The 13,542-nt window shown below is 72.6% G+C and carries 12 protein-coding genes; 1 reads left to right on the top strand and 11 read right to left on the bottom strand.

All coding sequences use genetic code 11. The features are described 5' to 3' along the window. Together C1I98_RS23455 and C1I98_RS23450 are read right to left on the bottom strand one after the other, a co-directional pair. The coding region (locus tag C1I98_RS23455) for a DEAD/DEAH box helicase (RefSeq protein WP_111169587.1) at positions 1-1,369 on the bottom strand (1,369 nt) is incomplete at its 3' end. A gap of 57 nt (positions 1,370-1,426) precedes the next feature. Further along, positions 1,427-2,956: a GMC family oxidoreductase gene (locus C1I98_RS23450; protein ID WP_111169586.1), complete on the bottom strand. Its 1,530-nt coding sequence runs from the start codon at positions 2,954-2,956 to the stop codon at positions 1,427-1,429. 54 nt (positions 2,957-3,010) lie between these two features. On the opposite strand from C1I98_RS23450, the gene C1I98_RS23445 reads away from it, so the two are divergent. Continuing rightward, the gene (locus C1I98_RS23445; RefSeq protein WP_111169588.1) at positions 3,011-3,679 is read left to right on the top strand and encodes a DJ-1/PfpI family protein; all 669 of its coding nucleotides are present in this window, start codon (positions 3,011-3,013) and stop codon (positions 3,677-3,679) included. Here C1I98_RS23445 and C1I98_RS23440 read toward each other — a convergent pair. From C1I98_RS23440 to C1I98_RS23400, 9 genes are all read right to left on the bottom strand, one after another. Next, positions 3,664-4,614, bottom strand: coding sequence for an oligopeptide/dipeptide ABC transporter ATP-binding protein (locus C1I98_RS23440; RefSeq protein WP_111169585.1), 951 nt, complete (start codon positions 4,612-4,614; stop codon positions 3,664-3,666). The genes C1I98_RS23445 and C1I98_RS23440 overlap by 16 nt on opposite strands. Continuing rightward, positions 4,611-5,543, bottom strand: a complete 933-nt coding sequence (locus C1I98_RS23435) for an ABC transporter ATP-binding protein (RefSeq protein ID WP_111169584.1) — start codon at positions 5,541-5,543, stop codon at positions 4,611-4,613. Before C1I98_RS23435 ends, C1I98_RS23440 begins: the two co-directional genes overlap by 4 nt. Next, a complete protein-coding gene (locus C1I98_RS23430) occupies positions 5,540-6,379 on the bottom strand; it encodes an ABC transporter permease (RefSeq protein ID WP_111169583.1) in 840 nt (279 codons plus the stop codon). Before C1I98_RS23430 ends, C1I98_RS23435 begins: the two co-directional genes overlap by 4 nt. Further along, positions 6,376-7,323, bottom strand: a complete 948-nt coding sequence (locus tag C1I98_RS23425; protein ID WP_111169582.1) for an ABC transporter permease — start codon at positions 7,321-7,323, stop codon at positions 6,376-6,378. Before C1I98_RS23425 ends, C1I98_RS23430 begins: the two co-directional genes overlap by 4 nt. Positions 7,324-7,325: 2 nt before the next feature. Then, on the bottom strand, positions 7,326-8,843 hold the full coding sequence (locus C1I98_RS23420; RefSeq protein ID WP_111169581.1) for an ABC transporter substrate-binding protein: 1,518 nt from the start codon (positions 8,841-8,843) through the stop codon (positions 7,326-7,328). A gap of 78 nt (positions 8,844-8,921) precedes the next feature. Beyond that, positions 8,922-10,355: a gamma-aminobutyraldehyde dehydrogenase gene (locus C1I98_RS23415; RefSeq protein ID WP_111169580.1), complete on the bottom strand. Its 1,434-nt coding sequence runs from the start codon at positions 10,353-10,355 to the stop codon at positions 8,922-8,924. Positions 10,356-10,389: 34 nt separating this feature from the next. Then, positions 10,390-11,934 carry a class I adenylate-forming enzyme family protein gene (locus tag C1I98_RS23410; protein ID WP_111169579.1) on the bottom strand — a complete coding sequence of 515 codons (1,545 nt, stop codon included), beginning with the start codon at positions 11,932-11,934 and terminating at the stop codon, positions 10,390-10,392. Continuing rightward, complete coding sequence (locus tag C1I98_RS23405) at positions 11,931-12,812, bottom strand: amidohydrolase family protein (protein WP_111169578.1); 882 nt, start codon at positions 12,810-12,812, stop codon at positions 11,931-11,933. The genes C1I98_RS23410 and C1I98_RS23405 overlap by 4 nt, the downstream gene beginning before the upstream one ends. Before the next feature lie 26 nt (positions 12,813-12,838). Continuing rightward, positions 12,839-13,542: amidase family protein (locus C1I98_RS23400; RefSeq protein WP_267898068.1), on the bottom strand; the 704-nt coding region annotated here is incomplete at its 5' end.

Raw genomic sequence — 13,542 nt, 5'->3', positions numbered from 1 at the left:
GGGTGGGGCGCTGGGCGGGCTCGGGGATCTCCTCCTCGTCGAGGGAGCCGCCGCCGGACTCGTGGGTGAGCTTCACCGCGGCGAGGGCCACGTCCATCAGCTCGAACTCGTCGGTCAGTGACTCGATCACGACGCGGTAGGTCTCCAGGTCGTCCTGGAGCAGGGTCTCCTCCAGCGCGGCCCGGGTCAGCTCCAGGCGGCGGGCGTGCAGGTCGGCGACCGTCGGCATCTTCTCGACGGTGATCCGCTGCCCGGTCGCCCGCTCGATGGCCTTGAGCATGCGGTGCTCGCGCGGCTCGGCCAAGGTCAGCGCGACGCCCTCGCGCCCGGCCCGGCCGACGCGGCCGATGCGGTGGACGTACGACTCGGGCGCGGAGGGCACGTTGTAGTTGACGACGTGGGTGAGCTGTTCGACGTCGAGGCCGCGGGCGGCCACGTCGGTGGCGACCAGCAGGTCGGCCGTGCCGTTGCGCAGCCGGGCCATCACCCGGTCGCGCTGCTCCTGGCTCATCCCGCCGTGCAGTGCCTCGGCGCGGTAGCCGCGCCCGTTCAGCGTCTCGGTGAGCTGGTCGACCTCCTCGCGGGTGCGGCAGAAGACCAGGGCGGCCGTGGGGGCCTCGACGTCGAGCAGGCGGCCGAGCGCCGCGGGCTTGTACGCGCGGGCGACGACGTAGGCGCTCTGGCGTACCAGCGGGGCGGTGCCGGGCTCGGCGGGCTCGCGCCGGATCTCGATGCGGATCGGATCGCGCAGGTGGCGGCGGGCGATGCCGTTGATGCGGGGCGGGACCGTCGCCGAGAAGAGCACCGTCTGGCGGTCTTCGGGGGTCGCCTGGAGGATCTCCTCGATATCGTCGGCGAAGCCCATGTCGAGCATCTCGTCGGCCTCGTCCAGCACGACCGTGCGCACGCCGCCGAGCCGGAGGGTGCCCCTGGCGATGTGGTCGAGCGCCCGCCCGGGGGTCGCGATCACGACGTCCACGCCGCGCTTGAGCGCCTGCAACTGGCGGCCGATCGGGGCCCCGCCGTAGATCGGGAGGGTGCGTGTGCCGAGGTCGCGGCCGTAGCGGTGGAACGCCTCCGACACCTGCACGGCCAGCTCGCGGGTGGGCACGAGGACCAGCGCCACCGGGTCGCCCTCGCCGTCGCGCGGCGGGATGCGCTGGAGCACCGGCAGCGCGAACGCGGCGGTCTTGCCGGTGCCGGTGGCCGCCTGCCCGAGCAGGTCGCGCCCGTCCAGCAACGGCGGGATCGCCTCGCACTGGATCGGGGTGGGCTCCTCGTAGCCCAGCGTGGACAGGGCGTTGAGCAGCTCGGGCCGCAGGGTCAGATCGGCGAAGCTGGCTGTGTCCTCGGACGTTCTCACGGTCATCGTCCGCGCCTCCTCCAAGATCAGTAATGGACAAGGCCGGTTCACTGTATCGGATGATTACGATAGGCCACTCCCCGGCCACCCATTATCGGCCAGTGCGCCGGCGAGATGTTCGGCGAGGGCCACGACGGGCAGATTGGTGGTCGCCCGCGGGATGACCGGCATGATCGAGGCGTCGATGACCCACAGGTTGTCGCTGCCGTGTACGCGCCCGGCCGGGTCCACCACCGCGCCCGCCGACGGGTCGGGGCCGAGGGCGCAGGTGCCCACCGGGTGCCAGTAGTGCGCGGCGGACGCGCGCAGCAGCTCCGCGCTCGGCCGCGGGTCGGCGGTGAACTCGTCCAGCGGCGCGCCGAGCAGCGGCCCGAGCGCCGCCGAGGCCGCCATGTCCCGGCACAGCTCGACGCCGGCCCGCAGCGCCGCGAGGTCGGCGTCGTCGGTCAGGTAGCCGTGGTCGATGGCGGGCCTGGCCAGCGGGTCGGGCGAGGTGAGCCGGAGCGCGCCGCGCGAGCGCGGGGTGAGGCAGGCGGCGGGCAGCACGCACATCCAGCCGTCGTCCGTGCGGCCGGTCCAGGGCAGCAGGTGCAGGTCGTACGGCTCGCGACCGGCGGCCGAGCGGGCCTTGCCGATCACCTGCTCGTCCGGCAGGGGCCGCAGCCGCGCGTGGTCGGTGAGCCTGCGGGCGAGTTCGTCGCCCGCCGCGAAGCGGAGTTCGGCCATGGGGTGGTCGTGCAGGTTGCGGCCGACGCCGGGCAGGTCGAGGGCGGGCCGTACGCCGAGCGCGCGCAGCTCGTCGGCCGGGCCGACGCCGCTGCGCAGCAGCACCTCCGGGCTGCCGTACGCGCCGCCGCACAGCACGAACCGATCGGCCTCGACCACCAGCCGCTCCCCGCCGCGCAGCAGGTGCAACCGGCGCACCGCCGAACCGCCGAACTCCAGCCGGTCGGCCACCGCCCGGTCGATGACCCGCAGCCGGTTCTCCCCGCGCACCGGATCGAGGTAGGCGAACCCGGTGTTCCAGCGCACGCCGCCGGGGTTGTTCACCGGTGAGGGGCCGCAGCCGGCGCCGCCGTACAGGTCGTCCAGGTCGTCGGTGCGCGGGAGGCCGCACTCGACCATGGCGGCCATCGCCGCGGCATGGAACGGCGTGAGCTGGTCGTCGTCGTCGCGCCGGACGCGCAGCCGGGCCGCGCTCTCCTTGAACGCCCCGGCCAGCGTCTCCCCGGTCCACGACAGCCCCCACGCCAGGTAGTCGGAGGCGAGTCCGGCAGTCTGCGAGCAGCCGTTGTGCGCGGAGCAGCCGCCGATCACCTGGGCCCGCTCGAACGCCAGCTCGGCGCCGGGAGCCGCGCCGGGGCCGCGGTAGCCCCAGTCGTGCGTCTCCGGCAGCGTCGTGCTGTCCAGCAGTTCGCGCGGCCAGTGCCCGGCGGCCAGCGGCCCGTAGTCCGGCCCGGCCTCGATGACCACCACGGACAGGGACGTGTTCTCGATCAGCCGCCCGGCGACGACCGCCCCGGCCGTGCCCCCGCCGATGACCGCGACATCCGCGCGCACGAGCTGGTCTGGGACGTTCCTGGCGCTTACCATGGGGGGAGTTTAATCGATCGAACGATAAAATCAACGGAAGAGCAGGTGCCGAACGTGGACGTCGCCATCTTCATCTACGACGGATTCACCGCCTTGGACGTGACAGGGCCGTTCGAGGTGCTGAGCCGCCTGCCGGACCCCAAGGTGCGATTCGTGTCCGCGACGCCGGGGATGGTCGCCGCCGACCAGCCGGGCTTCGGGCTCGTCGCCGAGCCGCTGGACAGCATGCCGCGGCCGGACCTGCTGGTGGTCTCCGGCGGCAGCACCACCACGCGCTACCTGGCCGACGAGACGATCCTGTCCTGGCTGCGCCAGGTACACGAGACCACCATCTGGACGACCTCGGTCTGCACCGGCTCGATGCTGCTCGGCGCGGCCGGCCTGCTCCAGGGCCGCCGCGCCACGACCTTCTGGTACGAGCTGGAGAGCATGCGCTGCTTCGGCGCCGAGCCGGTGTCGGAGCGGGTGGTCGAGGACGGGAAGATCATCACGGCGGCCGGGGTCTCGTCCGGCATCGACATGGCCCTGACGGTCTGCGACCGGCTCCAGGGCGCCTGGTACGCCCAGGCGGTGCAGCTCGGCATCGAGTACGACCCGCAGCCGCCGCACGACTCCGGCTCGGTGGAGAAGGCCCCTGCCGATGTGACCCGGTTCATGCGGGACGCCCTGTCCCGCTCCTACGGCCCGTCCTGGGCCCAGCAGACCGCTCAGACCCCCTCATAGGCCAGGTGACAGGCGACCCGCCGACCGCCCCGCCGCACCTCCGGCGGGGCGGTCGTGCGGCAGCGCTCCTCCGCTGCCGGGCAGCGCGGATGGAAGCGGCAGCCGGGCGGCAGGTGCAGCGGGCTCGGCGGCTCGCCCAGCGGCGCGCCTCCGGGCCGCCGCCGCTCGCGCGAGGGCACCGCGTCGAGCAGTACGTGCGTGTACGGGTGGCCGGGGCTCGCGAAGATCTCCGCGACCGGCCCCTCCTCCACGATGGACCCCAGGTACATCACCGCGACCCGGTCGCACAGCCCGCGTACCGTGGCCAGGTCGTGGGAAATGAACAGCACCGTCAGGCCGAGCCGTTCGCGCAGCTCGCGCAGCAGGTTGAGCACCGCCCCCGCCACGGACGCGTCCAGCGCGGCCACCGCCTCGTCGGCGACCAGCACGTCCGGCTCCACGGCGAGCGCCCGCGCGATGGCGACGCGCTGGCGCTGCCCACCGGACAGTTCGCGCGGCCGTACCCGCAGGTGCTCCTGGCCCAGGCCGACCATGCCGAGCAGTTCGCGGACCCGGGGGCCGACCTGGTCGGCGGGGACCGCGCGGTGCGCGCGCAGCGGCTCGGCCAGCGTCTGGAACACCGTGCGACGCGGATCGAGGGACGATCCCGGGTCCTGGTAGATCATCTGGACCCGGCGGCGCATGCCCGGTGGCCGCCGCCTCGGCGTGGGCAGGCCGTCCAGTAGGACCCGGCCGGACGCCGGGCGGGCGTGGCCGACGATCGCCCGGCCGAGCGTCGACTTGCCGCACCCGCTCTCCCCCACCAGCCCGAGGATCTCGCCCCTGGCGAGCGTCAGGTCGGCCCGGTCCACCGCCAGGACGTCGCGGGACCGCAGCAGCCCGGTCCGCACGGCGTAGGTCACGGTCAGGTTCTCCACGCGTATCGGCTCGCTCATGTGCGCTCCTTGTGATGAGTCGAGTGCTGCACGCACGACGAGCGGTGCCGCAGGTCGAGCGCGTGGACGCCGGGCACCGGGCCACGGCAGGCCGCGTCCCCATGGCCACAGCGCGGCAGGAAACGGCAGGCGGGGGTGTAGACCGCCGGGTCGGGCGGCGCGCCCGGAATCGGGCGGAACGGGCCGACCGGCCCGTCCAGGCTGGGCACCGCGCCGATCAGGGCCCGGGTGTAGGGGTGCTGCGGCCGGTCCAGTACGTCGGCGGCCGGGCCCGCCTCGACGATCTGCCCGGCGTACATCACCGCCACCACGTCGGCCACCTGGCGGATGACCGCCACGTCGTGGCTGACGAGCACCACGCCGAGCCCTCGTTCGGCGCGGGCGGTGTCCAGCAGCCGCAGGATCTCGGCCTGCAACGTCACGTCCAGCGCGGTGGTCGGCTCGTCGCAGAGCAGTACGCGCGGGTCGGTGGCCAGGGCCAGCGCGATCGACACCCGCTGCCGGGTGCCGCCGCTGAGTTCGTGCGGGTAGGCCCGTAGCCGCAGGTCCGGGTCCGGCACCCCGACGGCCGCGAGCAGTTCCGCCGCCTGCCGCCGGGCGGCGGCCCGCGTGCCGCCGCGCCGCCGCCGCACGACGTCGGCGAGGAAGGTCCCGACGCGCATGGTGGGGTCCAGGGAGGCGTGGGAGTCCTGGAAGACCATCGCGAGCCCGCTGCGGCCCACGCGGATGTCACCGCCGGTGCGCGTGGCGCCGGGCGGCAGCAGTCCCATCGTGGCGCGCAGGGTGAGCGACTTGCCGCAGCCCGACTCGCCGACGATGCCCAGGCACTGCCCGGCCCCGACCGCGAAGGAGACCCCGTCGAGCACGGTCAGCTCGGTACCGCGCCGACGTACGGACACGCGCAGTTCGTCCACGGCGAGCAGCGTCATCCCGCCTCCCCGTCCTCGTTGAACCGATCGGCGAGCGCCGCGACGCTCGACCCGATCACGATGATCATCAGTCCCGGGAACGCCGCCAGCCACCAGTGGCTGCGCAGCAGTACCTGGGCCTCGGCCACCATCGCGCCGAGTTCCGGGGTGCCGGCCTCGACCCCCAGCCCGAAGAACGACAGGACCGCGATGCCCTGGAGCGCCAGCCCCATGTCCGTGGTCAGGTAGACCAGCGACTGCCGCAGCGAGTTCGGCAGTACGTGCCTGACCAGGACCGTGGTGTGCGACAGGCCCAGCAGGTAGGAGGCCGAGACGTAGTCGCGCTCGCGTACCCGGCGCACCTCGGTCCGGATCAGCCGGGCGTACACGATCCAGCCCAGCGTGCCGAACGCGACCAGCAGGGACGGCGTCCCCGGCCCGAGCACGAACACGAACGCGATCAGCAGGACGTACACGGGCAGCGCCTGGAAGATGTCGGCCACCCAGCGCACCGCCGCGTCCAGCGACCCGCCGTGGTATCCGGCCAGCGCGCCGATCACCGTGCCGGCCAGCATCGGCAGGCCCGCCGCGAACACCATCAGCAGCAGGTCGGTGCGCAGCGCGTACAGCATCCGGGACAGCACGTCGCGGCCGAGCGCGTCCGTGCCGAGCGGGTGGTCGGCGCTCGGCGGCCGGAGCTGGTCCAGCGTCTGCCGCGCCGGGTCGTCCGGGCTCAGCACGGGCGCGAAGATCGCCGCGAGGATCACCAGGGCCAGCAGCGTCACCGCGACCCAGCGCACCCGGCCGCCGCCGCGGCGCGCCCGGAAGCGGGCACGGAAGAAGGTCACCGCCGTCATCGCCAGGTCGTCCTCGGGTCGAGCAGCGCGACCGACAGGTCGGCGAGCAGGTTGATCAGGATGATGCCGCAGCCGAAGATCAGCGTGAGCGCCTGGACCACCGGGAAGTCCCGCTGACCTGCGGCGCTGACCAGTTCGGCGCCCAGGCCGGGCAGGCCGAAGGTCTGCTCCACGACGACCGCGCCGAACAGCAGCGCCGCGGCCTGGACGGACAGCAGCGTGACGGCCGGCGGCATCGCGTTGCGCAGCAGGTGCCGCCGCACCAGCGGCCATCCGGTGATCCCCAGCGAACGCGCGGTCGTCACATGGTCGGCCGCGAGCACCTGGCGCAGGCTGCCCGCCGCGCTGCGGGCCAGCAGCGGCATCGCGGCCAGCCCGATGGTGAGCGACGGCAGGACCATCGAACGCAGCCGTTCGCCGAAGGTCTCGCCGAAGCCGCCGACCGGCAGCCAGCCGGTGCGCAGCGCCAGCACCGAGGCCAGCATCAGGCCGATCCAGAACGGCGGGCAGTTGACCAGGATGGTCAGCGAGCGCGCGCAGATCCTGGCCGCCACCGATCGCGGGCGCAGCGCCATCAGCAGCGCGGCGGGCGCGGCCAGCGCGGTGCTGACGATGAGCCCGCCCGCCATCAGCCACAACGTGGCGCCCGCGCGGTCGCCGACGATGGCCGAGATCGGGATTCCGGTCCGGTTGGACCGGCCGAGGTCGCCTTCGGCGAGGTTCGTCAGGTAGGCCCAGAACTGCAGGAAGATCGGCTGGTCGAGGCCCAGGTCCCGGCGGACCTGCGCCACCTGCTCAACGGTCGCCCGCGGCCCGGCCATCACCCGGGCCGGGTCCCCCGGCATCAACTGCTGGAGCAGGACGACGATGAGCAGTAGCGCGGTCAGCACCGGCAGTACCTGGACCAGCCTGGCGGCCACGAAGCGCAGCCGTCCGGCCGACATGCTCAGCCCGCCTGGAGCAGGTCGGCGGGGTAGGACAGGAAGGGCGTGACCTTGAGCCCCTTGACCTTCGGCGACACGGCGAACAGCCGGTCGGGGAAGGCGGTGGGGATGTAGGGCAGGTTGTCGTGGATCCAGGTCTCGGCGACCCGTACCGCGGCCCCGCGCTCCTCGTCGGTACGCGCCACCTCCAGCCGGTCGAAGGCGTCCTCGATGGTCTTCATGGGCAGGCCGGAGTACAGCCCGCCGGTGGCCACGATCAGGCCGAAGATGTCGCCCACGGTCGGGGACACGCTGCCGACCTCGCCCAGCGACAGGTGGTAGGCCCCCTTGGCCTGCCGGTCCACGAGCACCTGGACCTCCAGCTTCTGGAGATCGACGTCGATGCCGATCGCGCGGAGCTGCGCCGCCGCGGTCTCGCCGGCCCGGGTGGAGAACGGGGTGGTCGCGTCGACCACCAGTTCCACCTTCGTCCCCGGGCGGTAGGAGGACTTGGCCAGCTCGGCCTTGGCCTTGTCGATCCCGGTCTCGTAGGTGCAGCCGCACCCGACCGACCCCTGCACCCGGGGCGGCAGGCCGCCGGTCGCGGGCGCGGCCAGCCCGCCGAACACCGCCTGGGCGTACCGGGCGCGGTCGATGGCCAGGCTCACCGCGCGCCGGAAGTGGATGTCGTCGCCCGGAGCCTTGGTGGCGTTGACGAAGATGCCGTGGATGGTGGCCGAGGGGTGGACCAGCACCCGTTCCTCTTCGGGTATCTGGGCGGCCAGGTCGAGCGGGACGGCCTCGATGGCGTCGGCCTGGCGGCTTTGGTACCGCAGGAGCTGCTGGTTGGGGTCGGCCACCACGTCGTAGACGAGGCGGTCCAGGTACGGCCGGGCGGGGTCGTGGTAGCGGGAATTGCGTTCCAGTACCAGGCGCTGTCCCGGCTGGTAGGAGGACACCACGAACGGCCCTGCCCCGACGGGCTTGGTGAAGAAGTCCGCGCGGCTCTTGCCGCCGAAGTCCTTCGGCACGACGATCGAGGACCCGTTGCCGAGCCAGGCGAGCGTGAACGTGCTCGCCTTCTTCATCTTGATGACGAGGGTCCGGTCGTCGGGGGTGGCGGTGCCGGTGATGGCCCCGTAGAGGGTGCCCATGGACAGCCCCTTGCGCCACAGGCCGACCGAGAACGCCGCGTCCTTGGAGGTCAGCGGCGTCCCGTCACTGAAGGTCAGCCCTTTGCGCAGGGTGAAGGTGATGGTCTTGGCCCTGGCGTCGAGCGTCCACTTCTCGGCCAGGCCGGGCTGGATCGAGGCCCCGTCGAGCGAGGGGCGGACCAGCCCCTCCATCACCTGGGGCAGGGTCTGGAAAGTGGCGAGTTGGATGGCCTTGTCGGGGTCCCAGCCGTCGATGTCGGCGGCACGCAGGATGGTGAGGCTCCCGCCGCGCCCCGAAGGGTCGTCGGCGGGAGGTTCGGCGGTTCCGCAGCCGCCGGCAGCCAGGGTCATCGCGAGCAGGAGGCACGCCGTGATCTTGATCCTCATATTGGCCCACCTGTAAATTGAACGTTCTATAAAATCTAGCGGCGTGCCTCTCCAGTCCCCCGACGAGGGCACCTCGGCTCAGCGCAGGCTGGCCATCACATGCTTGACGTGCGTGTAGTCCTCAAGCGAGTACGAGGACAGGTCCTTGCCGTACCCCGACCGCTTGTAGCCGCCGTGCGGCATCTCCGACGCGAGCGGGACGTGATCGTTGATCCAGACGCCGCCGAACCGCAGCTCCTTCGACACCCGCAGGGCGCGGCCGACGTCGCGGGTCCACACCGACGAGGCCAGGCCGTACGGCGTGCCGTTGGCCATCGCCACCGCCTCCTCCTCGGTGGAGAATCGCTGGACCGTGATGACCGGGCCGAAGATCTCCCGCTGGATCAGCTCGTCCTCCTGCCGCAGGCCCGCGATGACCGTGGGCTCGTAGAAGTAGCCGGGCCCGTCGGGCGCGCGGCCACCGGTGACGATCTCGGCGTGCGCGGGACGGCGGTCCACGAACCCGGCCACCCGTTCGCGCTGGACGCCGCTGTTGAGCGGGCCGAGCGTGGTCTCCGGGGAGCGGGTGTCGCCCATCACGAACTTGCCCGCCTGCGCCGCCAGGCCGGACACGACCTCGTCGTACAGGGCGTCGGCGACCAGAACCCGGGTGGCCGCCGTGCAGTCCTGGCCCGCGTTGTAGTAACCGGCCCCCGCGACGATCTCCAGCATCGACTCCAGGTCGGCGTCGTCGAAGACCACCACCGGGGCCTTGCCGCCCAGCTCCAGGTGGACGCGCTTGAGCGTCCGGGCCGCGTGCTCGGCGATCCAGATGCCCGTCTCCACCGACCCGGTCAGCGAGATCAGCTCGACGTCGGGGTGCTCGACCAGCGCGGCCCCCGGGTCGTTGCCGCCCGCCACGACGTTGAGCACGCCGGGCGGCAGCACGGCCGCGGCCAGCTCGGCGAGCCGGACCGTGGTGGACGGCGTGGTGGGGGCCGGCTTGAGCACGGTCGTGCAGCCGGCGGCCAGCGCCGGGGCGAGCTTCCACACCGCCGTGGTCATCGGGTAGTTCCAGGGCGTGATCTGGCCGACCACGCCGACCGGCTCACGGCGGATCATGGAGGTGTAGCCCTCGACGTACTCGCCCGCCGCCTTGCCCTCCAGGTTGCGCGCCGCGCCGGCGAAGAAGCGCAGGTTGTCGGACATGGTGCCGATTTCCTCGCTCCGCGCGACGTGCAGCGGCTTGCCGGTCTCCGCGGACTCCAGCTCGGCCAGTTCGTCGCCGTGCTCCTCGACGATGTCCGCCAGGTGGAGCAGGGCGAGCGCGCGTTCGCCCGGGGTGGTACCGGACCAGCGGGGAAAGGCCGCCTTGGCGGCGGCCACCGCCCGATCGACGTCGGCGGCCCCCGAACCCGGGCTGTGGGCGATGATCTCGCCCGTCGCCGGGTTGTCCACGGGTATGGTCTGCCCCTCGATCGGATCGATGGACTCGCCGTCGATGAAATTCCGCAGGACGCGGATGTCCGACATTGCTCTTCTCTCTTTCAGGTCTCGACCGGCTCTTTCAGGACGCGGCCAGCCGGCGCAGTCGCACCTTGTCGACCTTGCCGACCGCCAGCTTGGGCAGCTCGGTCTCCAGCCGGAACACCTTGGGGACCTTGTAGTTGGCCAGCCGCGCGCGGGCGTGCTCACGCAGCTCGGCCTCGGTCACCGGGGCGCGGGCGACCACGAACGCGTGGCCGACCTCGCCCCAGCGCTCGTCCGGCACGCCGACCACGGCGGTGAGCGCCACGGCCGGATGCTCTTCGAGCGCGATCTCGATCTCGCGCGGGTAGACGTTGTAACCGCCGGACTTGAACATCTCCTTCAACCGGCCCACCAGGCGGATGTGGCCGCCCTGCTCCTCCGTCGCCAGGTCGCCGGTGTGCAGCCAGCCGTCCTCGTCGATCGCGGCCCTGGTCGCGGCCGGGTCGCGGAAGTAGCCACGGGTGATGAAGTCGCCCCGGATGAGGAGTTCGCCGGCCTCGCCCGGCGCGGACGGCAGGCCGTCGGCCCGGCGCAGCGTCACCTCGTAGTGCGGGTCCACCCGGCCCACGCTCCAGGACATCGTCTCCAGCGAGTCGTCCGGGTCGGTGTAGGTCACCGAGCCGGTCGATTCGGTGAGGCTGTAGCTGGTCGCCAGCTTGGCTCCGATCTCCGCCAGGATCTTCAGCAGGCTCAGCGGCGCGGCGGCCCCACCCCAGATGATGTACTCCAGCGAGCTCAGGTCCCGCTCCCGCCAGTCCGGCGTGGCGACCATCGCCAGCAACTGGGTGGGGATGCAGTACAGGTGGGTCAGGCGTTCCCGCTCCACCGTGCGCAGCGTGCCCGCCGCGTCGAAGCGCGGCAGGTAGACGATCGTGCCCCCGGCGACCAGGACCGACGTGCTGATGTCGCCGAGGCCGCCGATGTGGTTGAGCGGCAGGTCGCACAGCTTGCGCGGGGCCCCGCCGTACCAGCGCCCGGCCTGTACCACGCCGCAGTACGCCAGGCCGCGGTGCGGGACGAGCGCGCCCTTGGGCCGCCCGGTGGTGCCCGAGGTGTAGATCATCGCCGCCGGGTCCGCCGGTTCGACCTCGCGGCGGGCCGCGGCCAGATCCTCCCCGGGCACGCCGGCCCCCGCGTCCACGAAGGACTTGTAGGAGACCGAGAGGCCGATGATCTCGCGGCCCTGGGTGACGACCGGTATCGGCCGGGCGGCGGCGAGCGCCGCCAGGCGGGACTCGCCCTGGTCGATCATCGAGAACAGCACCGCGGGCTCGCTGTCGGCGATCACATGGGTCAGCTCCGCGGTGGTGTACTTCGGGTTCAGCCCCACCCAGATGCCGCCGATGCTCGCGGTGGCCAGGAAGACCACGAAGCACTCGGGCTGCGGATCGCCGATCAGCGCGACCCGGTCGCCGCGCCGTACGCCGGCGGCCAGCAGCGCCGCCGCGCAGCGGTCCACATCGTCGCGCAGCCGCGCGTACGTCCAGCGCCCGCCTTCACCGGCAAGGGCCTCCCGGCCGGGATGACGCTGCGCCCAGTGCCCGACATAGTCGGTGACGCGCGGCAACCGGGGAACGCTCATGTCAGGACAGCCTCCTCACGGGGCGACAGCAGCCGCTTGGCGTTGTCGTGCAGCAGCGCGTCCAGCGTCTCGGCGCGCAGGCCGAGGCCGTGCCACTCCGCGAGGGCCCGCCCGTGCGGGAAGACCGGCCAGTCGGTGGCGAACAGGATCTGGTGGCGCAGCAGCCGGTCCATGAAGTGCCTCATCATCTCCCAGCCCGACCCCGGCACGCCCAGGTACTTCGGCGCGAGGCCGCCGAAGTCGATGAGCACGTTGGGGTGGCGGCGGGCCACGGCGACGATCTCCGGCACCCACGGCCAGGCCCCGTGGCAGGCGATCAGGGTCGCCTCGGGGAAGTCGCAGGCGACCTGGTCCAGCCGGACGGGACGCTCGGCCTCGATGGGGTGGCGGCGCGAGTAGTTGACGCCGGTGTGGACGGCCACCGCCAGGCCGAGCTCGGTGGCCTTGGCGTAGACCGGGTAGAGCGGGCGGTCATCGATGGCGTGGCCGAAGAAGGACGGCTGCACGTTGATCCCTTTCAGGCCCAGCGCCGCGACGCGCTCGACCTGGCGTACCGCGCGCATCACCGACAAGGGCTCAAGCGACACGGTACCGAACCCGGAAAACCGGTCAGGGCGCAGCCGCACCTGCTCGGCGACCTCCTCGTTGAGGGCGTCGGCGTAGTCGCCGTGCTCGAACTCGGCGTGCAGCACGGCGTGCCCGATGCCGGCCAGGTCCATCTCGGCCAGCAGTTCGTCCATGCTCTTGTGCCAGCCGTCGCCGATGTCGAGCACGGCTTCGTACTGCGTGTAGACCTCGCCGCCCGCGGCGATCGGGGGCCGGACAGAGCTGGGCACCCGCACGCGGAAATCGATGATCGTCGAAGGTGCCGAATCCATGGAATGTTCCTCTGGGGTTAGGAGTGTCATAGGGGGAGGCCGGTGGGCTTGCGGTGCCGCCAGGGGTGGGCGCGTTCGAGCTGCCCGGCCAAGGCGAGGACGGTGCCGTCCTGCCGGCGGCCCCCGATGAGCTGGACGCCGAGCGGCACGTCCCGCTCGACCAGCGGGACGGAGATCGCGGGCAGGCCCAGCATGTTGGCCAGCACGGTGAGCGAGGCGGTCTCCTCGGCCCGGCGCAGCGGCAGCCACGGGTCGGCCTCCTGCCCCTCCCACAGCGAGCCGATCCGCGGGGCGAGCACCGGGTTGGTGGGGGTGAGCAGGACGTCCACCTCGTCCCAGGCCCGGTACATCTCGGCCGACCGGATCTGGAGGTCCAGAATCGCGGTGACGTACGTCATCGCGTCCATCTCGCGGGCGGCCTCGCGGAGGGTCCGGTTGAGGGGTTCGATGGCGGACTCGTCGGTGACCACGCAGTCGGCCGAGCCGGTGGCGTACAGGATGTCGAAGCGGGTGGTGAACCACTCCTGGTCCAGGCCGGGCACGCGCTGCTCTACCACCTCGTGCCCGAGGTCGGCGAGCAGGTCGGCGGCCTGGCGGAGGAGGGCTTCGGCCTCGGGGTTCACCTGGGCGGCGAACGCGGGCTGGAGGTTGAGGCCGATGCGCAGCCGTCCGGGGTCGCGCTGGGCCCGCTCGCGGAACGGCACCTCCGGGCGGGGCGGGGTGTACCAGG

This window comes from Spongiactinospora gelatinilytica (genome assembly GCF_003236385.1).
Classification (GTDB): domain Bacteria; phylum Actinomycetota; class Actinomycetes; order Streptosporangiales; family Streptosporangiaceae; genus Spongiactinospora; species Spongiactinospora gelatinilytica.
This window is presented reverse-complemented; position numbering and strand designations above follow the sequence as displayed.

Bases quoted from the DNA above. Each gene is read 5' to 3' on its own strand.
- C1I98_RS23450 (WP_111169586.1), bottom strand. From the start codon at position 2,956: ATGGTAAGCGCCAGGAACGTCCCAGACCAGCTCGTGCGCGCGGATGTC.
- C1I98_RS23440 (WP_111169585.1), bottom strand. From the start codon at position 4,614: ATGAGCGAGCCGATACGCGTGGAGAACCTGACCGTGACCTACGCCGTG.
- C1I98_RS23435 (WP_111169584.1), bottom strand. From the start codon at position 5,543: ATGACGCTGCTCGCCGTGGACGAACTGCGCGTGTCCGTACGTCGGCGC.
- C1I98_RS23430 (WP_111169583.1), bottom strand. From the start codon at position 6,379: ATGACGGCGGTGACCTTCTTCCGTGCCCGCTTCCGGGCGCGCCGCGGC.
- C1I98_RS23425 (WP_111169582.1), bottom strand. From the start codon at position 7,323: ATGTCGGCCGGACGGCTGCGCTTCGTGGCCGCCAGGCTGGTCCAGGTA.
- C1I98_RS23420 (WP_111169581.1), bottom strand. From the start codon at position 8,843: ATGAGGATCAAGATCACGGCGTGCCTCCTGCTCGCGATGACCCTGGCT.
- C1I98_RS23415 (WP_111169580.1), bottom strand. From the start codon at position 10,355: ATGTCGGACATCCGCGTCCTGCGGAATTTCATCGACGGCGAGTCCATC.
- C1I98_RS23410 (WP_111169579.1), bottom strand. From the start codon at position 11,934: ATGAGCGTTCCCCGGTTGCCGCGCGTCACCGACTATGTCGGGCACTGG.
- C1I98_RS23405 (WP_111169578.1), bottom strand. From the start codon at position 12,812: ATGGATTCGGCACCTTCGACGATCATCGATTTCCGCGTGCGGGTGCCC.